22 protein-coding genes are annotated in these 21,645 nt (G+C 63.4%); 11 read left to right on the top strand and 11 right to left on the bottom strand.

Translation table 11 applies throughout. The annotated features are described in order from the left end of the window. Window positions 1-18: 18 nt before the first annotated feature. The 3 genes from sdhA to sdhC are packed head-to-tail and all read right to left on the bottom strand — an operon-like array spanning window position 19 to window position 2,669. Window positions 19-1,854: a succinate dehydrogenase flavoprotein subunit gene (sdhA, locus tag AC0L3K_RS37425; RefSeq protein WP_007598775.1), complete on the bottom strand. Its 1,836-nt coding sequence runs from the start codon at window positions 1,852-1,854 to the stop codon at window positions 19-21. A 3-nt stretch (window positions 1,855-1,857) separates the two neighbouring features. Beyond that, entirely contained in the window at window positions 1,858-2,274 is a 417-nt protein-coding gene (gene sdhD, locus AC0L3K_RS37420; protein ID WP_007598776.1) for a succinate dehydrogenase, hydrophobic membrane anchor protein, read from the bottom strand. After that, complete coding sequence (sdhC, locus tag AC0L3K_RS37415) at window positions 2,271-2,669, bottom strand: succinate dehydrogenase, cytochrome b556 subunit (protein WP_007598778.1); 399 nt, start codon at window positions 2,667-2,669, stop codon at window positions 2,271-2,273. The genes sdhD and sdhC overlap by 4 nt, the downstream gene beginning before the upstream one ends. A 520-nt stretch (window positions 2,670-3,189) precedes the next feature. Here sdhC and AC0L3K_RS37410 point away from each other — a divergent pair. Next, on the top strand, window positions 3,190-4,050 hold the full coding sequence (locus AC0L3K_RS37410) for a sulfite exporter TauE/SafE family protein (protein ID WP_473367961.1): 861 nt from the start codon (window positions 3,190-3,192) through the stop codon (window positions 4,048-4,050). A 125-nt stretch (window positions 4,051-4,175) separates the two neighbouring features. Here AC0L3K_RS37410 and AC0L3K_RS37405 read toward each other — a convergent pair whose 3' ends face one another. Next, window positions 4,176-5,705 carry a malonate--CoA ligase gene (locus AC0L3K_RS37405; RefSeq protein ID WP_473367960.1) on the bottom strand — a complete coding sequence of 510 codons (1,530 nt, stop codon included), beginning with the start codon at window positions 5,703-5,705 and terminating at the stop codon, window positions 4,176-4,178. Between the two features lie 113 nt (window positions 5,706-5,818). On the opposite strand from AC0L3K_RS37405, the gene AC0L3K_RS37400 reads away from it, so the two are divergent. The 4 genes from AC0L3K_RS37400 (at window position 5,819) to AC0L3K_RS37385 (ending at window position 9,038) form a co-directional block, all read left to right on the top strand. Next, a complete protein-coding gene (locus AC0L3K_RS37400; protein ID WP_007598784.1) occupies window positions 5,819-6,580 on the top strand; it encodes an SDR family oxidoreductase in 762 nt (253 codons plus the stop codon). Between the two features lie 292 nt (window positions 6,581-6,872). Then, on the top strand, window positions 6,873-7,427 hold the full coding sequence (locus tag AC0L3K_RS37395; RefSeq protein WP_007604237.1) for a fasciclin domain-containing protein: 555 nt from the start codon (window positions 6,873-6,875) through the stop codon (window positions 7,425-7,427). 183 nt (window positions 7,428-7,610) lie between these two features. After that, window positions 7,611-8,240, top strand: coding sequence for a cytochrome b/b6 domain-containing protein (locus AC0L3K_RS37390; protein ID WP_007598786.1), 630 nt, complete (start codon window positions 7,611-7,613; stop codon window positions 8,238-8,240). 15 nt (window positions 8,241-8,255) lie between these two features. After that, entirely contained in the window at window positions 8,256-9,038 is a 783-nt protein-coding gene (locus tag AC0L3K_RS37385) for a molybdopterin-dependent oxidoreductase (protein WP_027566359.1), read from the top strand. A gap of 101 nt (window positions 9,039-9,139) precedes the next feature. On the opposite strand, the gene AC0L3K_RS37380 is transcribed toward AC0L3K_RS37385, so the two are convergent. After that, the gene (locus AC0L3K_RS37380) at window positions 9,140-10,342 is read right to left on the bottom strand and encodes a YbfB/YjiJ family MFS transporter (RefSeq protein ID WP_354201533.1); all 1,203 of its coding nucleotides are present in this window, start codon (window positions 10,340-10,342) and stop codon (window positions 9,140-9,142) included. A 131-nt stretch (window positions 10,343-10,473) separates the two neighbouring features. Between AC0L3K_RS37380 and leuB the strand changes: the two genes are divergently transcribed. Next, window positions 10,474-11,586, top strand: a complete 1,113-nt coding sequence (leuB, locus tag AC0L3K_RS37375) for a 3-isopropylmalate dehydrogenase (protein WP_354201532.1) — start codon at window positions 10,474-10,476, stop codon at window positions 11,584-11,586. A gap of 176 nt (window positions 11,587-11,762) precedes the next feature. On the opposite strand, the gene AC0L3K_RS37370 is transcribed toward leuB, so the two are convergent. Then, window positions 11,763-12,149, bottom strand: a complete 387-nt coding sequence (locus AC0L3K_RS37370) for a hypothetical protein (RefSeq protein WP_027566362.1) — start codon at window positions 12,147-12,149, stop codon at window positions 11,763-11,765. A 156-nt stretch (window positions 12,150-12,305) separates the two neighbouring features. After that, window positions 12,306-13,106 carry a hypothetical protein gene (locus AC0L3K_RS37365; RefSeq protein ID WP_473367959.1) on the bottom strand — a complete coding sequence of 267 codons (801 nt, stop codon included), beginning with the start codon at window positions 13,104-13,106 and terminating at the stop codon, window positions 12,306-12,308. Between the two features lie 116 nt (window positions 13,107-13,222). Here AC0L3K_RS37365 and AC0L3K_RS37360 point away from each other — a divergent pair, with 116 nt between their 5' ends. Continuing rightward, entirely contained in the window at window positions 13,223-14,257 is a 1,035-nt protein-coding gene (locus AC0L3K_RS37360; RefSeq protein ID WP_007598796.1) for an aspartate-semialdehyde dehydrogenase, read from the top strand. Window positions 14,258-14,371: 114 nt separating this feature from the next. Here AC0L3K_RS37360 and AC0L3K_RS37355 read toward each other — a convergent pair whose 3' ends face one another. Beyond that, entirely contained in the window at window positions 14,372-15,016 is a 645-nt protein-coding gene (locus AC0L3K_RS37355; protein WP_007598798.1) for a carbonic anhydrase, read from the bottom strand. Between the two features lie 110 nt (window positions 15,017-15,126). On the opposite strand from AC0L3K_RS37355, the gene AC0L3K_RS37350 reads away from it, so the two are divergent. Next, complete coding sequence (locus AC0L3K_RS37350; protein WP_354201531.1) at window positions 15,127-16,008, top strand: HpcH/HpaI aldolase/citrate lyase family protein; 882 nt, start codon at window positions 15,127-15,129, stop codon at window positions 16,006-16,008. 26 nt (window positions 16,009-16,034) lie between these two features. On the opposite strand, the gene AC0L3K_RS37345 is transcribed toward AC0L3K_RS37350, so the two are convergent. Both AC0L3K_RS37345 and AC0L3K_RS37340 read right to left on the bottom strand, forming a co-directional pair. Beyond that, complete coding sequence (locus AC0L3K_RS37345) at window positions 16,035-16,268, bottom strand: hypothetical protein (protein WP_354201530.1); 234 nt, start codon at window positions 16,266-16,268, stop codon at window positions 16,035-16,037. Window positions 16,269-16,521: 253 nt separating this feature from the next. Next, on the bottom strand, window positions 16,522-17,277 hold the full coding sequence (locus AC0L3K_RS37340; RefSeq protein ID WP_354201529.1) for an SDR family oxidoreductase: 756 nt from the start codon (window positions 17,275-17,277) through the stop codon (window positions 16,522-16,524). A gap of 191 nt (window positions 17,278-17,468) precedes the next feature. Here AC0L3K_RS37340 and AC0L3K_RS37335 point away from each other — a divergent pair, with 191 nt between their 5' ends. The 3 genes from AC0L3K_RS37335 to AC0L3K_RS37325 all read left to right on the top strand — a co-directional run bounded on the left by AC0L3K_RS37335 (window position 17,469) and on the right by AC0L3K_RS37325 (window position 20,919). Then, window positions 17,469-18,362: an AraC family transcriptional regulator gene (locus tag AC0L3K_RS37335; RefSeq protein WP_354128855.1), complete on the top strand. Its 894-nt coding sequence runs from the start codon at window positions 17,469-17,471 to the stop codon at window positions 18,360-18,362. Window positions 18,363-18,373: 11 nt separating this feature from the next. Next, the gene (locus tag AC0L3K_RS37330) at window positions 18,374-19,147 is read left to right on the top strand and encodes an N-acyl homoserine lactonase family protein (RefSeq protein WP_354201528.1); all 774 of its coding nucleotides are present in this window, start codon (window positions 18,374-18,376) and stop codon (window positions 19,145-19,147) included. Between the two features lie 122 nt (window positions 19,148-19,269). After that, complete coding sequence (locus AC0L3K_RS37325; protein ID WP_354201527.1) at window positions 19,270-20,919, top strand: caspase family protein; 1,650 nt, start codon at window positions 19,270-19,272, stop codon at window positions 20,917-20,919. Window positions 20,920-20,970: 51 nt separating this feature from the next. On the opposite strand, the gene AC0L3K_RS37320 is transcribed toward AC0L3K_RS37325, so the two are convergent. Then, entirely contained in the window at window positions 20,971-21,390 is a 420-nt protein-coding gene (locus AC0L3K_RS37320; protein WP_354201526.1) for a hypothetical protein, read from the bottom strand. Window positions 21,391-21,645: the final 255 nt, after the last annotated feature.

Below are 21,645 nucleotides of genomic sequence, written 5' to 3'. Positions count from 1 at the left end.
TCAGTACATGCGCGCCGTTTAGTAAACGCGAGCCTTGGGCGGGATGTACTGGACGTCGTTGGTCATGGTGTAGTCGTGAACCGGGCGGTACTCGATCTTGACCTTGCCGGAATCTTCCAGCCAGGCCAGCGTGTGCTTCATCCAGTTCTTGTCGTCGCGCTCGGAGAAGTCCTCGCGGGCATGCGCGCCGCGGCTCTCAGTGCGGTTGGCGGCCGAGTTCATCGTCACCACCGCCTGCGCGATCAGATTGTCGAATTCGAGCGTCTCGATCAGGTCGGAATTCCACACCAGCGAGCGGTCGGACACGGCGATGTCGGTGATGCCGCTATGGACCTTCTCGATCAGGTTCTGGCCTTCGCTCAGGATGTCGCCGGTGCGGAACACCGCGCAATTGTTCTGCATCACGTGCTGCATGCCTTCGCGCAGCTTCGCGGTCGGCGTGCCGCCGGAGGCATAGCGATAATGATCGAGCCGGCCGAGCGCCAGGTCGGACGAATTCGCCGGCAGCTCCGGCTGGCTGGCGTTCGGCGTGAGCTTCTCGGCGAGGCGCAGCGCCGCGGCGCGGCCGAACACGACAAGGTCGATCAGCGAGTTGGAGCCGAGGCGGTTGGCGCCGTGCACGGACACACAGGCGGCCTCGCCGATCGCCATCAGGCCGGGGATGATGGCGTTGTCGTCGCCGTCCTTCTTGGTCAGGACTTCGCCGTGATAGTTCGTCGGGATGCCGCCCATGTTGTAGTGCACGGTTGGGACGATCGGGATCGGTTCGCGCGTCACGTCGACATTGGCGAAGATCTTTGCGGATTCCGAGATGCCCGGCAGGCGCTCGGCCAGCACCGCGGGATCGAGATGGTCGAGATGAAGGAAGATGTGGTCCTTCTTCTTGCCGACGCCGCGGCCTTCGCGAATCTCGATGGTCATCGCGCGCGAGACGACGTCACGCGAGGCCAGATCCTTGGCGGAGGGCGCATAGCGCTCCATGAAGCGCTCGCCCTCGGAGTTGACGAGATAGCCGCCTTCGCCACGCGCGCCTTCGGTGACGAGACAGCCCGAGCCGTAGATGCCGGTCGGGTGGAACTGCACGAACTCCATGTCCTGCATCGGCAGGCCGGCGCGCAGCACCATGCCGCCGCCATCGCCGGTGCAGGTGTGCGCCGAGGTGCAGGATGCATAGGCGCGGCCATAGCCGCCGGTCGCCAGAATCACGGACTGGGCGCGGAAGCGGTGCAGCGTGCCGTCGTCGAGCTTGAGCGCGATGACGCCGCGGCAGGTGCCCTGGTCGTCCATGATCAGGTCGATGGCAAAGAACTCGATGAAGAACTCGGCCGCGTGGCGCAGCGACTGGCCGTACATCGTGTGCAGCATGGCGTGGCCGGTGCGGTCGGCGGCGGCGCAGGTGCGCTGCGCCTGGCCCTTGCCGTAGTCCAGCGTCATGCCGCCGAACGGGCGCTGGTAGATCTTGCCGTCTTCGGTGCGCGAGAACGGCACGCCCCAATGCTCGAGCTCGTAGACCGCCTCGGGCGCGTTGCGCACCATGTATTCGATCGCGTCCTGGTCGCCCAGCCAGTCCGACCCCTTCACGGTGTCGTACATGTGCCAGCGCCAGTCGTCCTTGTGCATGTTGCCGAGGGACGCCGAGATGCCGCCCTGCGCCGCGACGGTGTGCGAGCGGGTCGGAAACACTTTGGTGATGCAGGCGGTGCGGAGGCCGGCTTCGCTGCAGCCGACCACGGCGCGCAAGCCCGCGCCGCCGGCGCCGACCACGACCACATCATAGGTGTGGTCTTCGATCGGATAGGCTTTGCCGTTGGTGGCGGGAGCGCCGTTGCCCTTGCCATTGGTCTCTGTGGCCATGGGTTAGACTCCGGAGGAAAGTTTCAGGATCGCGTAGGTCGAGGCGAGCGCCACGGCGAACGAGAAGAAGTTGTTGAGCATGATCGAGATGAGCTTCAGCTTCTCGTTATGGATGTAGTCCTCGATCACGACCTGCATGCCGATCTTCATGTGCCAGGCGCTGGCGAAGATGAAGAGCAGCAGGATCACCGCGATCGGCAGCGAGCCGAGAATCTGTGCGGCGCCGGCCTGGTTGCGGCCGAGCAGCATCATCACGATCACGATCACGGGGATCATCAGCAGCGTCATGGCGACGCCGGTGATGCGCTGGCGCCAGAAATCGGACGTGCCCGAATGCGCCGCGCCGAGATTGCGCACGCGGCCGAGCGGGGTGCGCATGGAGGAGCCCTTCGGAGCGCCGTGGGATTCGTCGAAACTCATCGTCCGCCTCCGATCGCGTAGGCGATGATCCAGACCAGGACCGTGAGCACGATGCCGCCGATCAACGCGCCCCAGGTCAACGCTTCGCGCTCATTGGCCTTGAAGCCGTAGCCGAGGTCCCAGACGAAATGCCGGATGCCGCTGAGCATGTGGTGCATCAGCGCCCAGGTGAAGCCGAACACGATCAGCCGGCCGATGATGCTGCCGGTGAAGGCCTGGACGTGGCTATAGGCGGCCGGGCCCGAGGCTGTCGCAATCAGCCACCAGGCCAGCAGCAGCGTTCCGGCGTAGAGGGCAATCCCGGTGGCGCGATGGACGATGGAGAGTGCCATCGTCAGGGTCCAGCGGTAGACTTGCATGTGCGGCGAAAGCGGTCGTTCGATCCGTGCGGTCATGGGCTTCAATTGCTTTATTGCGGCCCAGCATGGGGCGCGCGGGGATCGCGAAAGGTCGGCTCTATTTACGGAGTCGATTTCACCTGCGCAATCACCAAATCGCCATAAATCGAACCTGGGTTCAGCTCTAGGCCCTTGATGTAACAAGGCCAATCGGGCGCTTGGTATACCAGGGCCATGGCGCACCGGCTAAAGACAGAACCAGAATTCATCTCTTGTCAGGAGGGCCGCGGCGCATTGAAATTACTATTGGAACGGCTCTAAGCCGCCGCAGTCCGGCGAGGCTTCGAACCAGTCAGTTCATGACGTGCGAACCGGCAGCGATGGCCGGCGAGCAATCTGCAATTTCCGCAAAGCGCACCGATTTTTCGCGAGACGGGCGGATATGCGCATCCCGCATCCCACCCCAGACCGGCGATGCGGCGGTCGACCCGACAAATCAGATCGCCTAGAGCATTGCGGGCGGCTATCCGAGCGATGCATCGGAGAAGTTGCGAGCCATCGCCGGGGCAGGTCAGGGGTGATTGCAGGACTTGATATCAAGGAGATCCTCGAGCTCACGCTGCTGCTGATCGCAACCGGCGCGCTCTCCGGATTTTTGGCCGGCGTGTTCGGCATCGGCGGCGGCGCGATTCTGGTGCCGGTGTTCTACGAGTGCTTCCGCATCGCCGGTGTGCCGCTGGAGGTGCGCATGCCGCTCTGCATCGGCACTTCGCTCGCCGTCATCATTCCGACCTCGATTCGTTCGTTCCAGGCGCATTACAAGCGCGGCGCCGTCGATCTTGCGATCCTTCGGGTCTGGTGGCTGCCGATCCTGATCGGCGTCATCGCCGGCAGCGTGGTCGCGCGCTACGCGCCGGAGCGGCTGTTCAAGATCGTGTTCGTCGCCGTCGCCTGGTCGGCCGCGGTACGGCTGATCTTCGCGCGCGAGAGCTGGAAGCTCGGCGATGATCTGCCGAAAGGTCCGCTGATGCGAATCTACGGCTTCTGCGTCGGCATTTTGTCGACGTTGATGGGCATCGGCGGTGGATTGTTTTCGAATCTGCTGATGACGTTCTACGGCCGTCCGATCCATCAGGCCGTGGCGACATCGTCGGCGCTCGCGGTGCTGATCTCGATCCCCGGCGCGCTCGGTTACATCTATGCTGGCTGGCCTGCGGCGGCCAGCTACCCGGCCGTTGCAGCCCTGCAAATCCCGTTCGCGCTTGGCTACGTCTCCCTGATCGGCGCCGTGTTGGTGATGCCGATGAGCCTTGTGACCGCACCACTCGGTGTGAAGGCGGCGCATGCGATGTCGAAGCGGACGCTGGAGGTCGCGTTCGGGTGCTATCTGTTTATTGTCGGCAGCCGGTTTGTGATGAGCTTGATAGGCGGGCAGTAGCCGCCGCAAAATCCGTCATTGCGAGCGTAGCGAAGCAATCCAGAATCTTTCCGCAGCGGTAGTCTGGATTGCTTCGTCGCAAGGGCTCCTCGCAATGACGACGAGAGTGCAGCGAACAACAGCCCCTATTTCTTCGCGTAAAGATCCTTGTAAATATCCCGCAGCACGTTTTTCTGCACCTTGCCCATGGTGTTGCGCGGCAGCTCGTCGACGACGAAGACGCGTTTGGGCATCTTGAACTTCGCTAGCCGGCCGTCGAGCGCCTTCAGCACCGCGGCCTCGGTCACATCGGCGCCCTTGTTGCAGACCAGCACCGCCGTGACGCCCTCGCCGAAATCGGCGTGGGGCACGCCGATCACGGCAGATTCGATCACGCCGGGCATGGCGTCGATCTCGCTCTCGATTTCCTTCGGATAGACATTGAACCCGCCGGAGATGACGAGATCCTTGCCGCGGCCGAGAATGTGGACGTAACCCTTGGCGTCGATCTTGCCGAGGTCGCCGGTGATGAAGAAGCCGTCGTCGCGGAATTCTGCTTTGGTCTTCTCCGGCATGCGCCAATAGCCCTTGAACACGTTCGGGCCCTTGACCTCGATCATGCCGATCTCGTCGCGCGGCAGCTCCTTGCCCGTCTCAGGATCTGTGACGCGTACGGAGACGCCGGGGAGCGGAAAGCCGACTGCGCCGGGCACGCGCTCGCCCTCATAGGGATTCGAGGTGTTCATGTTGGTCTCGGTCATGCCGTAGCGCTCAAGGACGGCGTGTCCGGTGCGCGCTGACCATTCGCGATGGGTTTCGGCCAGCAGCGGCGCGGAGCCCGAGATGAACAACCGCATGTGTTTCGTGGTTTCGCGCGATAGCGCGGCGTTCTGGAGCAGCCGGGTATAGAACGTCGGCACGCCCATCAGCACCGTGGCGCGCGCCATCAGCTTGATGATCAGATCCGGGTCGAGCTTCGGCAGGAAGATCATCGACGCCCGCGCGAACAGCGTCACGTTGGTCGCCACGAACAGGCCGTGGGTGTGGTAGATCGGCAGCGCGTGGATCAGCACGTCCTTGTCGGTGAAGCGCCAGAAGCCGACCAGCGAGAGCGAGTTCGACGCCAGATTGTCGTGGGTCAACATCGCGCCCTTGGAGCGGCCGGTGGTGCCGGACGTGTAGAGGATCGCGGCGAGATCGTCGTTTGAGCGCGGCACCGTGGCGAATTCGCTGCTCGCCTTGTCGGCGGCGTCCGTCAGCGAGCCCTTGCCGTCAGCCCCGAGTGTCTCGACTTTCGCCTTCACCTTGGCGGCGATGGGGGCGAGGCCCTCCGCCTTGGCGGGATCGCAGACCACCAGCGAGGGCTCGGCATCGCCGATGAAGTAATCGAGCTCATTCAGCGTATAGGCGGTGTTGAGCGGCAGGTAGACCGCGCCGGCCCGCACCGTGGCCAAATACAGCACGATGTTGGCCACGGATTTCTCGACCTGAACCGCAACGCGGTCGCCGGGCTTCACGCCGCGCGCGACCAGCACATTGGCCATTTGCCCGGCCCGGGCGATCAGATCGCCATAGCTGATGCGTCCTCCGTCGTGCGTCTCGATCGCGAGGCGCTTCGGATCGTCGAGGCCATCGAACAGGCGGGAAAACAGATTGGCGTTGGCTGCTTGGTTCATGCAAGATTTCCTCGACCGCAAGGCTTGACCACAAGGCTCGTCAGACAAGGCCGGTCAAAACCGAGGGCTGGATTAGCAAAAACCGCCCCGATGAAGCAACGGAGACAGTTTGCATGACCAAAAACGGGAAACGCGTGGCCTGGGTGACAGGCGGGGGCAGTGGGATCGGGGAGGCCGGCGCCGAGGCGCTGGCGGCTGACGGCTGGACGGTGGTGGTCTCGGGCCGGCGCAAGGACGCCCTGGATACCGTAGTCGCGAAGATCACCGGGGCGGGCGGCGCCGCCGAGGCCATCGCGCTGGACGTGTCGGTCGCCGCCGCCGCCCAGAAGGCTGCCGATCAAATCGTCGCGAAGCACGGCCGCATCGACCTGCTGGTCAACAATGCCGGCATCAATGTCCCCAAGCGCAGCTGGAAGGACATGGAACTGGAGGGCTGGGATAAGCTGGTCCAGGTCAATCTCAACGGCGTGCTCTATTGCATGCGCGCGGTGCTACCGACGATGCGCAAGCAACAGGACGGCTCCATCATCAACGTCTCGTCCTGGGCCGGCCGCCACGTCTCGAAAATGCCGGGCCCGGCCTACACCACGACCAAGCATGCGGTGCTGGCGCTGACCCATTCCTTCAACATGGACGAATGCGTCAACGGCTTGCGCGCCTGTTGCCTGATGCCGGGCGAGGTGGCGACCCCGATCCTGAAGCTGCGCCCGGTGGTGCCGAGCGAGGAGGAGCAGGCCAGGATGCTGCAATCCGAAGATCTCGGCCGCACCATCGCATTCATCGCCAGCATGCCGGCGCGGGTGTGCATCAACGAACTCTTGATCAGCCCGACGCATAATCGCGGGTTCATTCAGACGCCGCACAACAGGGATTGAGCGGCAGGTAGATCGTCGAGGCTCGTCAGAAGCGAAGCAATCCAGCGGTGCATCCGCGGTGGCAGCCTGGATTGCTTCGTCGCTTCGCTCCTCGCAATGACGCCCCCCACGAACACACCTGAACTTAGTTTCACCCATCACAAAGAAGTTTAATCCGAAACCGCTTCGCAAACCCTCCCGTAATTCGAGCCAACGACGTCGCTGCTGCTTCACGCTCACAGGTCGCAGCCACCGTTGTTGCCCAACTCGAACGCCGGCAATCGCCGGTCACAATCCAATCGGGAGACCCTCCATGTCGAAACGTATTGCCTATCTCGCTGCCGCCGCGTTCAGCACCCTGGCCATCACCGCGACCGTTGTCGCGCCCGCCCGCGCCGAGGAAAAGACCGTCATGGTCGGCGGCGCCGCGATGTTCCCGTCGAAGAACATCGTCCAGAACGCCGTCAACTCGAAGGACCACACCACGCTGGTGGCGGCGGTGAAGGCGGCCGGCCTGGTGCCGACGCTGGAAGGCAAGGGCCCGTTCACGGTGTTCGCGCCGACCAACGCCGCGTTCGGCAAGCTGCCGGCCGGCACCGTCGACACTCTGGTGAAGCCCGAGAACAAGGCGACGCTGACCAAGATCCTCACCTACCATGTTGTGCCCGGCAAGCTCGAGGCGTCCGACCTCACCGACGGCAAGAAGATGAAGACCGCCGAAGGCGAGGAGCTGACGGTGAAGAAGATGGACGGCAAGGTCTGGATCGTCGACGCCAAGGGCGGCACCTCGATGGTGACGATCTCCAACGTCAACCAGTCGAACGGCGTGATCCATGTGGTCGATACCGTGCTGATGCCGGCGACGTAAATACCGCGCGACCCGGCTTCATCCCCGAACCGGATGCGACGAAATGGCGAGCCGGGGGTCCCCGGCTCGCTTTATTGTGACCATGATAGCCCGCCGGTATCGATTCGATGCCGGGCAGGGCGTAACGAAAGCGGACGCATCGGCGTATAATTGCTGTCAGACGATGTTCAGGACGGAACCATCATGTCGAGCCTCACTGTCACCGACGAGCAGGTCAGCGCCACCCCGGCCAAAGTGATCCAGCCGGCCTGGGTCCGGGTCATGCACTGGATCAACGCCCTCGCCATGATCCTGATGATCCTGTCGGGTTGGCAGATCTACAACGCCTCGCCGCTGTTCGGTTTCAGCTTTCCGCGCGACTACACGCTCGGCGGCTGGCTCGGCGGCGGATTGCTCTGGCACTTTGCGGCGATGTGGCTCTTGATGATCAACGGCCTTGCCTATCTCGTCACGGGCTTCGCCACCGGCCGTTTCCGCAAGAAACTGCTGCCGATCACGCCGTCCGGCGTGCTCCACGATGTCAGGGCTGCCCTGACCTTCAAGCTCGGCCATGCCGACCTCACCGTCTACAATTACGTGCAGCGGACGCTCTATGCCGGTATCATCCTGGTCGGCGTGATCATCGTGCTGTCGGGGCTGGGAATGTGGAAGCCGGTGCAGCTGCACTGGCTGGTGTCCCTGTTCGGCGACTATCCGACCGCGCGCTACATCCATTTCTTCTGCATGGCCGCGATCTGCGCGTTCCTCGTCATTCACGTTTTACTCGCGCTGCTGGTGCCGAAGAGCCTGCGTGCGATGATCATCGGTCGCTAGAGCGGAGAGAGAGTCATGGCCAAGCGCTCATTCCTGATCCCCGGCGTCGACAAGCGGCTGCTGATCAAGGACTCCATCAAGACGATGCCAGAGGTCAGCCGCCGCCGCTTCATCGCGGGCGGCGCCAGCCTCGGCGCACTGACGCTGCTCACCGGCTGCGACGTGATCGACTCGTCCTCCGCCGAGGAGATGCTGAAATCCGTCTCGAAATTCAACGACGCCGTGCAGGCCTTCATCTTCAATCCCGACGCGCTGGCGCCGACGTTTCCCGAGAGTGCGATCACAAAACCGTTTCCGTTCAACGCCTATTACGATCTCGACGACGCACCCGATGTTGACGGTGCCGACTGGAAGCTCGAAGTCCGCGGCCTCGTCGACAACAAGAAGTCGTGGACGCTTCCGGAATTGTACAAGCTGCCGCAGGTCACGCAGATCACCCGTCACATCTGCGTCGAGGGCTGGAGCGCGATCGGCAGCTGGACCGGCACGCCGATGCGCGACTTCCTCAAGCTGATCGGCGCCGACACGCGCGCCAAATACGTCTGGTTCCAGTGTGCCGACAAGGACGGCTATAATTCCCCGCTCGACATGCGCACCGCGCTGCATCCGCAGACCCAGATGACGTTCAAATACGCAGGCGAAATCCTGCCGCGCGCGTATGGGTTTCCAATGAAGATCCGCGTGCCGACAAAACTCGGCTTCAAGAACCCGAAATACGTGGTGTCGATGGAAGTCACCAACGACTACAAGGGCGGTTATTGGGAAGACCAGGGGTACAATTCGTTTAGTGGGAGCTAGGCGCGCCGCTGCCGTAGGGTGGGCAAAGCGTAGCGTGCCCACCAACACTGCATCCGCGACAACGGCCATCGTGGGCACGGCGCTTCGCGCCTTTGCCCACCCTACGGCACCGTTTTTTTGGCCGGCCCCACCTTCCGCTGGCACAGCGCCGCCACCGCGCCCAACGCCAGCAGCGCCGCCGAGACATTCAGCGCGTAACTCAAGCTCCCCAGCGCGTCCGTGATGGCGCCTACCACGATCGGGCCGAGCGTCTGGCCGACGCCGAACGAGATCGTCATCGCCGCGATCGCGGTCGGCCATACCTCGGGCGGATAGTTGAAGCGCACGAAGGCGGTGGTCGAGCCGACCACGGCGAAGAAGGCGACGCCGAACACGACGGCCGACACAGCGAGCCATGCCGGCGAATGCCCGAGCATCGGCAGGGCGGCGCCGAGCGCGTTGGTGCCGAGAATGATGGCGGTGGCCAGTCCGCCGCGATCGAGCGCGAGCACGCGGCGCCAGGCCCACGGCGTGACGAAGGCGCTCAGCCCAATCAGGCTCCAGAACGCGGCCTGCGCCGCGGCCCCGCCGCCGCTGTCGCGCACATAGGCGATCATGAAGGTCATGTAGGCGATGTAGCCCGCGCCGAACAGGAAGTAGCCGGCGAGATAGATCAGCACGGGAAGAATCGCGAAGGCGCCGTGGCTGCCTTGCGAGAACCGCACGCCGCTCTCGATGCGGACCAGGAACAGCGGCACGGTCATGACGACGGACAAAAGGGTCATCGCCCACCACACTATCCACCACGAGCCCGGCCCGAAATATTGCAGCGTGAACGGGGCGATCAGGCCCGAGGCGAGAATGCCGATGCCGGGCCCGGCATAGAACAGGCTCAGCAGGAAATTGGCCCGCTCCGGGCGCGACTGCGCGATGGAAGCGGCCAGCGCACCGCCGGCGACGAAGCCGGCCGCGGCGCCCACGCCCAGCACGAGACGGGCCAGGCTCAGCGCGACGAAATTCCCGGTCAGCGCGCAAGTCGCGAGCGCGGCGACGCAGGCCAGGGTTCCGCCGCGGATCGCGGCCGACCAGCCGACGCGCTGGATCAGCCGGGACGCCACAAGCGCGCCCGCGAGATAGCCGACGGCGTTGATGGTGTTCATGAAACCGGCCGCCGAGTAGGACCAGCCGAGGTCCTCCCGCATGTCGGGCAGCACCAGCGAATAGGCGAAGCGGCCGATGCCGAGCCCAACTGTCGCGGCCAGCGACAGGGTCAGGATCAACCGTGCGGGGTGGGCATCGGGTGGAGGGCGGTCAGGTGCGTGCAAGGGGTACTCCGGCATGCGCAGTGTGGCAGGCCCTGCCCGCCTTGCACAGCCGCGAGGCGGCAATGGTGTCTTGCCAAGCACGCATCGCCGCTCTAGCACTCCGGCCGAAATCGACCTCAGAGGAAACGACCATGGCGACCCACAAACTGCTGCTGCTTCCCGGCGACGGTATCGGCCCCGAAGTGATGGGCGAGGTGAAGCGGCTGATCGACTGGCTCAATTCGGCCGGGATCGCCAAGTTCGAGACCGACACCGGCCTCGTCGGCGGTTCGGCCTATGACGCGCACAAGGTGTCGATCTCGGAAGGCGACTTGGCCAAGGCCAAGGACGCCGACGCGATCATCTTCGGCGCGGTCGGCGGTCCCAAATGGGACGCGGTGCCTTACGAAGTCCGCCCCGAAGCCGGCCTGCTGCGCCTGCGCAAGGATCTCGGTCTATTCGCCAACCTGCGCCCGGCGGTCTGCTACCCGGCGCTGGCGGAGGCCTCCAGCCTGAAGCGCGAGGCGGTCGAGGGCCTCGACATCATGATCGTGCGCGAGCTCACCGGCGGCGTCTATTTCGGCGAGCCCAAGACCATCACCGACCTCGGCAACGGCCAGAAGCGCGCCATCGATACCCAGGTCTACGACACCTATGAAATCGAGCGCATCGGCCGCGTCGCCTTCGAGCTTGCGAAGAAGCGCAAGAACAAGGTGACGTCGATGGAGAAGCGCAACGTCATGAAGTCGGGCGTGCTCTGGAACGAGGTCATGACCCAGGTCCACAAGCGCGAATATCCCGACGTCACGCTCGAGCACCAGCTCGCCGATTCCGGCGGCATGATGCTGGTGAAATGGCCGAAGCAGTTCGACGTCATCGTCACCGACAATCTGTTCGGCGACATGCTGTCCGACATCGCTGCGATGCTGACGGGATCGCTCGGCATGCTGCCCTCGGCCTCGCTCGGCGAGGTCGACGTCAAGAGCAAGAAGCGCAAGGCGCTGTACGAGCCCGTGCACGGCTCGGCGCCTGATATCGCAGGCCAGGGCCTCGCCAATCCGATCGCGATGATCTCGTCCTTCGGCATGGCGCTGCGCTATTCCTTCGACATGGGCGATCTCGCCGACAAGGTCGACGCCGCGATCGCCGCGGTGCTGGCCAACGGCCTGCGCACCGCCGACATCAAGTCGGAAGGCACCATTGCCGCCTCGACCACGCAGATGGGCGAAGCGATCCTGAAGGAATTGCAGAAGCTGCACGCCTGACGGCGACCGCAGTGTTTGTAGGGTAGGCAAAGCGAAGCGTGCCCACCATTCTTATCGCCATTGCCGAGAGATGGTGGGCACGGCGCTTCGCGCCTTTGGCCACCCTACAAGGTCTCATCAAAACAAAAATGGCCGGGCGCGAGCCCGGCCATTTTGATTCGGTCGATATGTCCGCCTCAGTACAGCGGGAAATTCTGCGGATAGCCGCCAACATCCTGCGGCGTGCTCAGCGGCTGGCGATCGATCGGGCGGTTGAGATTTTCGCGTGCGAAGGTCGGGTAGCCCACCGCCGGCGGGAAGGCGTAGTCGGAGAATTTGCGGTCGCCCGGATTGACCTCGGTGCCGCCGTCGAGCCAGGAGCGCTTGCTCACATAGATGCGGGTGCGGCCCTGCTGATAGCTCGCATTGGGGCCGCTGGGGCCGTAATAGTGACGGCCGCTGTCATAGCGCTGCTTCTTGGTGTCGGCCGAGGCGGGTGTCGCGAAGGCTGAGGACATGGCAATCACGGCGCCGGCCGCAAGCCACATCGCCAGTTTGTTCGCGGCAGAGAAATTCGAGCTCATCACGTCCCCTTCAGGCGGCAAGCCGCCAATCAATTTCACCCTCATACTAACCCGGCCGGGGCGGCTGCAACTAGGTCTATTGGGTCACACCAGCGCTGAATAATCGTGCGCGCCGGCAAAAGTTGCATGGATACAGCCACTTGAGCTTGATGCCGGTCAGAGCGCGCCGCGCAATTGCGCATTGGCGGCGCCGAGCAGCCAGTCCGACGAGCCCGGGAGCGCGCAGGGGCGGCGCTTCAGCTCCGCATGGGCGAACAATTCGGCCAGCTTCGGCTCGTTGCCCGAGGTCAGCAGCGTCAGCCGGTTCAGCGTGCAGGCGATCGCCGCGCGCCGGGCGGGCAGGCTGTCGCCCTGGCAGGAAAATCCGGAGATCTGGAGCGCCGGCTCCTCGCTGCGCTTGAGGTAGCCGAGGCAGGCCCGCGCGCCCTCCGTCGTGCCGGTCGGCTGGAATAGGGCGACGGGGCCGAATTTCGTGTCGATCAGGCCGGCTTGCTCCAGCCGGGCCGCGGTGCCCAGTCCCATCCGGGCGGCCAGATCCAGAGTTGCCGGGCGCGCCACGTCGCATTCGCCGCCTTCCCGGTAGATCTCGAGCTCGGCCATGAGTTCGGCTATGGGCTTGTCCGCCTCGCTGGCCCAGCGCATCACGTCCCTGCGGCCGCCTTCGGGGTGCCTGAAGATGGCGTAAGAAGCTGTTTTTTCTGACGAATCCAGCCGGCTAAGGGCGAAACTCTGAGGCGAGCGGTCGGCCACGCTCCAACTCGGCTTCAGCGCCGGATCATCGTCGCGCAAGTTTGGCAGCTGGCCGAGTGCGGCAAGGCCGAGGATGGCAAACAGCACCAAAGCCCCCACATAGGCGAACAGGCGCGCCAGCGTGCCGACGACCTCGTCGGCGAAGGCCGCAAGCGCCAGATGGATCTGGGTGGGGTTTGTGGCCGTGCTGGCCTCAGGCGACTGCATCCACGTCCCTAAGGCATGGTCCAACGTTGTCTTGAGGCCGGTTCTCGCATAGAAGCGCTGCTCTTCCTGTTTAAGCCTCAGCTTCAGGAAAGAGCTTTTTCGTCGGAGAGTGAACGATGGGTTACAAAGTCGCAGTCGTCGGCGCGACCGGCAATGTCGGACGGGAAATGCTCAACATTTTGGATGAGCGCAAATTCCCCGCGGACGAGGTGGTGGCCCTGGCCTCACGCCGCAGCATGGGCGTCGAGGTCTCCTACGGCGACCGCACCCTGAAGGTCAAAGCGCTCGAGCATTACGACTTCTCCGACGTCGACATCTGCCTGATGTCGGCCGGCGGCGAGGTGTCGAAGGAATGGTCGCCGAAGATCGGCGCCGCCGGCACGGTCGTGATCGACAATTCCTCGGCCTGGCGCATGGACCCGGACGTTCCGTTGATCGTGCCGGAAGTGAATGCGGACGCGACCGCCGGCTTCAAGAAGAAGAACATCATCGCCAACCCGAACTGCTCGACCGCGCAGCTCGTGGTCGCGCTTAAGCCCCTGCACGACAAGGCGACGATCAAACGCGTCGTGGTCTCGACCTATCAATCGGTGTCGGGCGCCGGCAAGGACGCGATGGACGAATTGTTCTCCCAGACCAAGGCCGTCTACACCAACCAGGAGCTGGTCAATAACAAGTTTCCCGCTCGCATCGCCTTCAACGTCATCCCCCAGATCGACGTCTTCATGGAGGACGGCTACACCAAGGAAGAGTGGAAGATGATGGCGGAGACCAAGAAGATTCTTGATCCCAAGATCAAGCTCTCCGCGACCTGCGTGCGCGTGCCTGTTTTCGTCGGCCATTCCGAGGCCGTCAACATCGAGTTCGAGAACCCGATCAGCGCGGACGAAGCGCGCGACATCCTGCGCAAGGCGCCGGGTTGTCTCGTCATCGACAAGCATGAGCCCGGCGGCTACGCCACCCCGTACGAAGCCGCCGGCGAGGACGCCACCTATATCAGCCGCATCCGCGAGGACGCGACGGTGGAGAACGGTCTCGTGCTGTGGTGCGTCTCGGATAATCTACGCAAGGGCGCTGCGCTCAACGCGATCCAGATCGCGGAAGTCCTGATCAACCGCAAGCTGATCAGCGCGAAGAAGAAGGCGGCGTAGCTCCGCTGCCGTAGGGTGGGCAAAGGCGCGGAGCGCCGCGCCCACCACCTCTCCACGATCGCGATAGAAGCGGTGGGCACGCTACGCTTTGCCCACCCTACAAGAGCTGGGGACCTAGGCCACCTCGCGCGCGTTCCTGAATTCCTTCGCCGCCTTGTCCAGCACGAACAGCGATCCCTCCGCGACGCCGAAATAGGCGCCGTGGGTCTGCATCTGGCCGCTCTCGACCGCCTTCTGCACGAACGGGAAGGTCATCAGGTTTTCCAGGCTGCGGAACACCGCGGCCTTTTCGATGCGCTCGACGAATTGCGCCATGGTCTCGTGGTCGCGCTGCTCCACCACTTCGCCCGGCTTGATGAACATCTGCATCCATTTGCCGATGAAGTCGCCCGGCGTGAGCGGCTCGATCTTGTCGACGAAGGCGCGGATGCCGCCGCATTGCGCGTGCCCGAGCACCACGATGTGCTTCACCTTCAGCACCGTCACGGCATATTCCAGCGCCGCCGAGACGCCATGCGCGTTGCCGTCGGGCTGATACACCGGCACCAGATTGGCGATGTTGCGGACGACGAAGAGTTCGCCCGGCCCGACGTCGAAGATCACTTCGGGAGAAACGCGGCTATCGCAGCAGCCGATCACCATCACTTCAGGGAACTGCCCCTTCACCGACAGCTCGCGGTAGCGGGTCTGCTCGGTCGGCAGCCGCTGGGTGGCGAAGGCCTTGTAGCCTTCCAGCAAATGCTCTGGGAATGTGGTCATAGCCTATGCCTAATCATATACCGCTGGGACGAACAAGCCTTTCGAATAGGCAGGCCAGATGCTATCGGCTTCGGTCGGAAGTGAGACGAGGAAACGGAAGGAACGCTTGCATGACCCGCCCGCGCCGCAGCCATCTGTTCATGCCCGGCTCCAACCCCCGCGCGCTGGAAAAGGCGCGCAATCTCGCCGCCGACGGCCTGATCCTCGATCTGGAAGATTCCGTCGCGCCCGACGCCAAGGCGGTGGCGCGCGACGGCATCGCTGCCGCGGTCGCGGCCAAAGGGTTTGGCAAGCGCGAGATCCTGATCCGCACCAACGGCCTCGACACGCCCTGGTGGAGCGACGATTTCGCGATGGCCGCCAAGGCCTCGCCGGACGGCATCCTGGTTCCAAAAGTTTCAAGCGTCGAGGACCTCGACACGATCGGCCGTCGTCTCGCCGAACTCGGCGCGGCGCCGACCGTAAAGGTGTGGGCCATGATCGAGACCGCACGCGCCGTGCTGCATGCGGAGGGACTGGCGGCCGCGGGGCGCGATCCAGCGCGGCGCCTGTCAGGCTTCGTGTTCGGCCCGAACGACATCTCGCGCGAGACGCGCATCAAGATGCTGCCGGGCCGCGCCGCGATGATCCCGATGATCACCCATTGCATCCTGGCGACGCGCGCCCATGGCCTCGAAATCCTCGATGGCCCCTACAGCGACATCGCCAATTCCGACGGTTTCGCCACCGAATGCGCGCAAGCGCGCGATCTCGGTTTCGACGGCAAGACCCTGATTCACCCCTCGCAGATCGAAGCCTGCAACGCGATCTTCACCCCGCCCGAAGAGGAAGTCGCGCGCGCGCGAAAGATCATCGCGGCGTTCGAATTGCCGGAGAACGTCTCGCGCGGCGCGATCCGTCTCGACGGCGCCATGGTGGAGCGCCTGCACGCCGACATGGCGCGGCGCACGATCGAGATCGCGGACGCGATTGCGGCGATGGGGAAGGGCTAGATCCGAGGCGCAAAGTGTAGTCGGACCTAACTCGAATGAGTGTCGATCGAAACGAGCTTCGCACCAAGCTCCAAAAGCAGGATCATGGTGAGCGAGTGGAAATCGGATTTTGGATTCAAGGTCGCAGTCCTTGATCCGTGCGGCGTTTCGAGGTTTAGGCGATCGCCATCCTTGATCTGGATTGCGCCGTAATGCGGAGAGCCGCCAAGCTCATATTTGACCACGTATCTGAGTGAAGCGGCTGATTTTTTCTTGGCCATTTCGCAAAGCGCCCTGATGGTGGCCAAATCATATCAGGGAAGTCCTGCCGTGTCGCTCAGGGCCCGACAAACGTCTGTAGAAAATCCATGATAAGGATTGTCGCGCCTCTTAGCGACGCGCGTGATCCGCGCGATCGAGCGACTCCAGCGTTGACGCATTGCGCAGTAGCCGTGTGGGAATCAAAAGGCGATGCTGCGGGCCACAGCGGGCGCGCCGGGGACGCGCCCGCTTCGTAACCCAATCGCGCCTCGCTCAGATCGTCTGGCCGCCGGACACCTCGATCCGCTGCGCCGTGACCCAACGATTGTCGGGACCGAGCAGGCTCGCGACCATCGGTCCGATATCGTCGGGCAGACCGACGCGGCCCAGTGCGGTCATCTGCGCAAATTGGTTGTTCAAATCCGGCATGTCCCGAACCGCGCCGCCGAGAAAATCGGTTTCGATTGCGCCCGGCGCGACGATGTTGGCCGTGATGCCGCGTCCACCAAATTCCTTGGCCATGTAGACGGTCAGAACCTCGATGGCGCCCTTCGCAGCCGCGTAGGCCGAGAAGCCGGGGAAGGACACGCGCGTCAGCCCGCTGGAGAAGTTGATGATCCGGCCCTTGTCGGCGAGCAAGGGTAGCAAGGCCTGCGTCAGGAAGAATGGTCCTTTGACGTGCGTGGCGAACAGGGCGTCGAATTGTTGCTCCGTCGTCTCCGCGATCGCGGCCATCTCGCCCTGACCGGCATTGTTGACGAGGTGATCGAATCTCTCGGCGCGCCAATGCTCCGCCAACGCGGATCGAACTTTTGTGAAGAACGTGGGAAAGCTCGACACCGCGGTGACATCAAGCTCCAGCGCGATGGCCTTGCGCCCCAGCGATTCAATCTCGGCGACGACTTCGCGTGCTGCGGCGGCCCCGTTGCGATAGGTCACGATCACATCGCCGCCGTGACGTGCGATGGCGATGGCGGTGTTGCGGCCAAGGCCGCGACTGGCCCCGGTGACGAGAGAAATGGTGGGCATCGGAAATTCCTCGAAGCGTTGCGGTGATCTCCGTTTGCCCGCGATCGATCGTCCGGTGTTGCCGGATCCTCGGAGTGCCTTGCCCAACACTCCGGGATGCGGCGACGGCGGACTTGCCCAAAACTCCTGATTTTCTGCCTGAACGGCCGGCGCCGATTGCTTGCGCGCCGGGCTCGGCCTAAAATTGGCGCGTGACCGAAACGCTGCTCCAGATCGCCAGTCGTTATTCCGCGGCTCACGCCGACGACAGGGGCGTCGCCTCCACGCCCTTCGCCGGCGTCTCGATCATCCGCGAGACCGCGCCGAGTGCGCTCCTGTACGCGATCTCCAGGCCTCTGGTCGCGCTCGTCTTGCAAGGCGCCAAACGTGTGGCGACCGGCCGGACGTCCTTCGACTTCGGCGCAGGCGCTTCCTTGTTGATTGCGAGTGATGTGCCGACGGTCAGCCAGATCACGCGCGCGACGGCGGCCACGCCCTATCTTTCGCTCGTCGTCGAGCTCGACCCCACCATCATTGAGGGGCTGGTGGTCGAGATGGGGTCGCTCCCGTTCATTCCGTCGCAGCCGCTGCGGGTCGAACCGACAGAGCAGGAACTCGCGGACGCAGCGCTCCGGCTGCTGCGCCTGATCGACCGTCCCTCGGCCTTGCCGATCCTGCGCGGCCATTTGATGCGAGAGCTGCATTATTGGCTGCTGGCCGGCCGCCACGGCGGGGCCATCAGGGCGCTCGGAATTGCCGATAGCCATGCACAGCGGATCGGCCGCGCGGTTGCGCTCATTCGTGCCGGCTATGCCAAGCCGTTGCGCGTCGATCGATTGGCCAAGGCCGCGGCGATGAGCCCGTCGGCATTTCACGCGCACTTCCGGAGCGTCACTTCGCTGACCCCGCTACAGTTTCAGAAACAGCTTCGCCTGATCGAAGCCCGTCGCGCGATGCTGGCCGACGGTGCGCAGATCGCGACCGCTGCTCATCAGGTCGGCTACGAAAGCATCACGCAGTTCACGCGAGAATATTCCCGGCTGTTCGGCATGCCGCCTGGGCGCGACATGCGCGAGGCGAAGCGCCGGATTGAATCGGCGGCTTGATGAGTTCCCTAATGGCGACGGTTGACAGACTCTACATCCTCGACGGCGGCATTGCGCAGGTCTCGGACGGTTCGATCTATTCTCCGGGCATCAATGTCGGGATACCCATGACGCTGAGCTGCAATGCCTATCTCGTCAGTCATCGTGGCGAATGGCTGATCTGGGATACGGGCATCGAGGATGCGCTAGCGAAGCATCCGGAAGGACGCATCATTGTCCATGGCATACGCGGCGTCGTGCGTCGTCCCATCGCGGACCAACTGGACGAAATCGGGGTGCGGCCCCGCGACATCGGCACGATCCTGCTTTCCCACGCGCATTTCGATCATATTGGAAATGTCGATCTGTTCGAGAATGCAAGATGGATCGCCCAGCGGGCTGAATTCGAGGCCATGTTCGGACCGGAGCCTGAAGAATTCGGCTATTCGCTACAGCACTACAAATCGTTGAAGGAGCGGCCGTACGAGATCGTCGATGGTGACCACGACGTATTTGGCGACGGCGCTGTGCGCATGATCTTCACGCCGGGCCATACCCTCGGGCATTGCTCGCTCATGGTGAGGCTACCGCGGCGCGGCGCTGTGCTGCTGAGCGGCGACGTCGCGCACAATCGCGAGAACCTCCGGCACATGCGCGTGCCGTCCTTCAATGCCGACCCGCAGGCAACGGTCGCATCCATGGCCAAAGTGGTCGAGCTGCTTCGCTCCGAGAATGCCGAAATCTGGATCAATCACGATACGGCTGAGAGCGACGAGCTGCCTCACGCGCCAGACTGGATCGTGTAAGCGCGCGTCACCGTGGCGCGATCGCAGCACGATCGAGCGCCCGCGATTCTGCCTTTTCCCGTTGCGGCGGTGAAGAACAATGCTACCTTCGCGCCCGACATTTTGATCCGGGCAAGCATTTGATGCGCGTTCTTTGGCTAGCTGCCGTCGTCGCCACTTCACTCTCGTTGGTCTCGCCGGCGCTTGCGCAGCAGGCCCGGGTGGCGCTCGTCATCGGAAACGGTGCCTATGAGAAAGTGCCCGAATTGCCGAACCCGACGCGCGATGCGGCAGACGTTGGTCGCGCGCTGGAGCGGCTTGATTTCAAAGTCACCCAGGTCAAGAACGCGACGGCGCAAGAGATGAGGAAGGCCGTCGTCGAGTTCGGCCGCTCTGCCGAGGGAGCAGACCTTGCGGTCGTTTTCTATGCCGGACACGGCATGGAGGTCAGCGGCGAGAATTGGCTGATTCCGGTTGGCGCAGAGCTGCGCAGCGATACCGACATCGAAAGCGAGGCCATCAGCCTGCGCTCGGTGAGCCTTCAGGTTTCGAAGGCACGAAAGTTGGGCCTTGTGATACTGGACGCATGCCGCAACAATCCTTTTGCCGCAAAGATGAGGCGCTCGCTGAGCACCCGGGCCGTGGCTCGCGGGCTCGCTCCGACGGAGCCTTCCGATAACGTTCTGATTGCATACGCCGCCCGGGACGGTACTACGGCAAGTGACGGGGATGGCCGGAACAGCCCATTCACGGCATCGCTCCTTCGCCACATTGAAACGCCGGGGCTGGAGATATCGTTTCTGTTTCGTCGTGTTCGTGACGACGTGATGGCGGCCACCAGACGCGAGCAGCAGCCTTTCGTGTATGGCTCTTTGTCGAAGGAAGAGATTTACCTGAGAGTTCCTGTGGCGAGCGCTCAAACGCCAGTCGCGTCGGCTCCCGTGCCCGCAGATGCCGCGGAAGACGAGAAGTTTTGGCTGGCTATCCAGATGTCCACGGTGGCAGGCCTCTACGAGGAGTTTCTGGCCAGGTATCCCCGCAGCAGTCACGTCGCAGAAGCGCGCCAGCGGGTCAAGAATTTCAAGGCCAACGAAGTTGCGGTGCTCTCATCTCCAGCTGCCCCTCCGAAACCGGACGCAAAAACCGTCGTCCGAAATCTATTTGCGCCCGAAGATAATCAGAAAGTTGCAGCCATCGCGGCAGCTCAGCAACTCAAACTGCCAAGCTTCGCTATCTCGCCTGATCAGAATGATCCGCTCAATGCCAATTCCAGATTTGTCGGCGTGTGGTCCAACAAGCGTGGATGGACGAATGGCAAAGGGCGGTATGCCATGCTGATCGTTACGGAGGTCTCTGCCACCGGATTAGCCAAGGGACACTACCTTTGGGGGCCGCCGACAAAGGCATCGTGGGTGAAGGATCAGGCGGGGTATCGATCGTTTTCCGAATACATTGTGAACGACAAATTTTCCATCAGCGGAACACCTGTCACCGTCAGGATGGACAAGAACGTCCTTGCGCTGTCGTCCGTCAACAAGGAAAATCCAACTGAGACGGCGAACATAGAGCTCCGCCCTGTCTGGAAGCTCGTGCCGGTGCCAGAGGATGTTGAGCCTTCAAGCAAGCGCGAGAAAACCTCGCAGCCTCATGCTGCCAAAAAGGAAAGCGCGGCCGAACCTAGCCCGCCAAGCAATGTCAGTGGGACGGGCATGGAAGAGCGCTATCGTGCTTGCAGAAGGCTCGTCAAAGGATTTGCCCGGCGCGAGGCTTGTGCCCGAACGGGCGTGATCTAGCACCGGCGGGACATCCGGCCGCTAAACTAATCCCTTGATAAGAGCAATGCCTCAGCGATGCGAGTGATCGGCCCGGTCGAGCGACTCCAGTGTCGAGGCATTGGCGCAGAAGCCGTGGTAGTTCTCCACGGCGGTACCGTCGGCCAGCTCGCGATCGCACTGGCCCTTGTGGCTGCAAAGCGCGCACACCCGCTCCATGTCGCGCAGCAGCAGCGGATGCGCGCGGCCGAGCCCTTCGGCGCTGATGCCGAGCTGCTCGAGCATCTTCGGCAGCTCGTCGGCGGAGTGCCGGCCATGGCGGACCAGCTCTTCGAGGCCGTCAGGCGCGATCCGCAGATCTTGCGCGATGCGATCGAAATCAGCGCGGTCGAGCTGCCGGATCTCGTTCAGCTCGCGGCGATGCTTCAGCCAGCTTGCAAAGGATTCGATGAGGTCCTGGACAATGGGATAAGGCCTGGTTGCGGTGCTCATGCGAAGCTCCATTGGAACGGCGGAATTGGAGCGAGACTAGGCACAATGGTGCAGGTGCGCGTTGCGCTGGATCAAATTGGATGTGTCGGTGAAACTGATCCCGTGCCCCTAAAGCACATCGGCCCAACTCGAATCGAGTTCAGGAAACAGCGATGCTCTTTCCGTTCCCTCCCCCCTTGTGGGGGAGGGGCAGGGAGGGGGGTGCCACACGGGGACTCTTTCGGTCGAGTAACGACACCCGATGCATCGCCAATA

Source organism: Bradyrhizobium sp. MI1.10 (assembly GCF_055811035.1).
This window is presented reverse-complemented; position numbering and strand designations above follow the sequence as displayed.

Excerpts from the sequence above, each read along its gene's own strand:
- sdhA (WP_007598775.1), bottom strand. The coding sequence starts at position 1,854 with ATGGCCACAGAGACCAATGGCAAGGGCAACGGCGCTCCCGCCACCAAC.
- sdhD (WP_007598776.1), bottom strand. The coding sequence starts at position 2,274 with ATGAGTTTCGACGAATCCCACGGCGCTCCGAAGGGCTCCTCCATGCGC.
- sdhC (WP_007598778.1), bottom strand. The coding sequence starts at position 2,669 with ATGACCGCACGGATCGAACGACCGCTTTCGCCGCACATGCAAGTCTAC.
- AC0L3K_RS37405 (WP_473367960.1), bottom strand. The coding sequence starts at position 5,705 with ATGAACCAAGCAGCCAACGCCAATCTGTTTTCCCGCCTGTTCGATGGC.
- AC0L3K_RS37400 (WP_007598784.1), top strand. The coding sequence starts at position 5,819 with ATGACCAAAAACGGGAAACGCGTGGCCTGGGTGACAGGCGGGGGCAGT.
- AC0L3K_RS37395 (WP_007604237.1), top strand. The coding sequence starts at position 6,873 with ATGTCGAAACGTATTGCCTATCTCGCTGCCGCCGCGTTCAGCACCCTG.
- AC0L3K_RS37390 (WP_007598786.1), top strand. The coding sequence starts at position 7,611 with ATGTCGAGCCTCACTGTCACCGACGAGCAGGTCAGCGCCACCCCGGCC.
- AC0L3K_RS37385 (WP_027566359.1), top strand. The coding sequence starts at position 8,256 with ATGGCCAAGCGCTCATTCCTGATCCCCGGCGTCGACAAGCGGCTGCTG.
- leuB (WP_354201532.1), top strand. The coding sequence starts at position 10,474 with ATGGCGACCCACAAACTGCTGCTGCTTCCCGGCGACGGTATCGGCCCC.
- AC0L3K_RS37370 (WP_027566362.1), bottom strand. The coding sequence starts at position 12,149 with ATGAGCTCGAATTTCTCTGCCGCGAACAAACTGGCGATGTGGCTTGCG.
- AC0L3K_RS37365 (WP_473367959.1), bottom strand. The coding sequence starts at position 13,106 with ATGCAGTCGCCTGAGGCCAGCACGGCCACAAACCCCACCCAGATCCAT.
- AC0L3K_RS37360 (WP_007598796.1), top strand. The coding sequence starts at position 13,223 with ATGGGTTACAAAGTCGCAGTCGTCGGCGCGACCGGCAATGTCGGACGG.
- AC0L3K_RS37355 (WP_007598798.1), bottom strand. The coding sequence starts at position 15,016 with ATGACCACATTCCCAGAGCATTTGCTGGAAGGCTACAAGGCCTTCGCC.
- AC0L3K_RS37350 (WP_354201531.1), top strand. The coding sequence starts at position 15,127 with ATGACCCGCCCGCGCCGCAGCCATCTGTTCATGCCCGGCTCCAACCCC.
- AC0L3K_RS37345 (WP_354201530.1), bottom strand. The coding sequence starts at position 16,268 with ATGGCCAAGAAAAAATCAGCCGCTTCACTCAGATACGTGGTCAAATAT.
- AC0L3K_RS37340 (WP_354201529.1), bottom strand. The coding sequence starts at position 17,277 with ATGCCCACCATTTCTCTCGTCACCGGGGCCAGTCGCGGCCTTGGCCGC.
- AC0L3K_RS37330 (WP_354201528.1), top strand. The coding sequence starts at position 18,374 with ATGGCGACGGTTGACAGACTCTACATCCTCGACGGCGGCATTGCGCAG.
- AC0L3K_RS37325 (WP_354201527.1), top strand. The coding sequence starts at position 19,270 with ATGCGCGTTCTTTGGCTAGCTGCCGTCGTCGCCACTTCACTCTCGTTG.
- AC0L3K_RS37320 (WP_354201526.1), bottom strand. The coding sequence starts at position 21,390 with ATGAGCACCGCAACCAGGCCTTATCCCATTGTCCAGGACCTCATCGAA.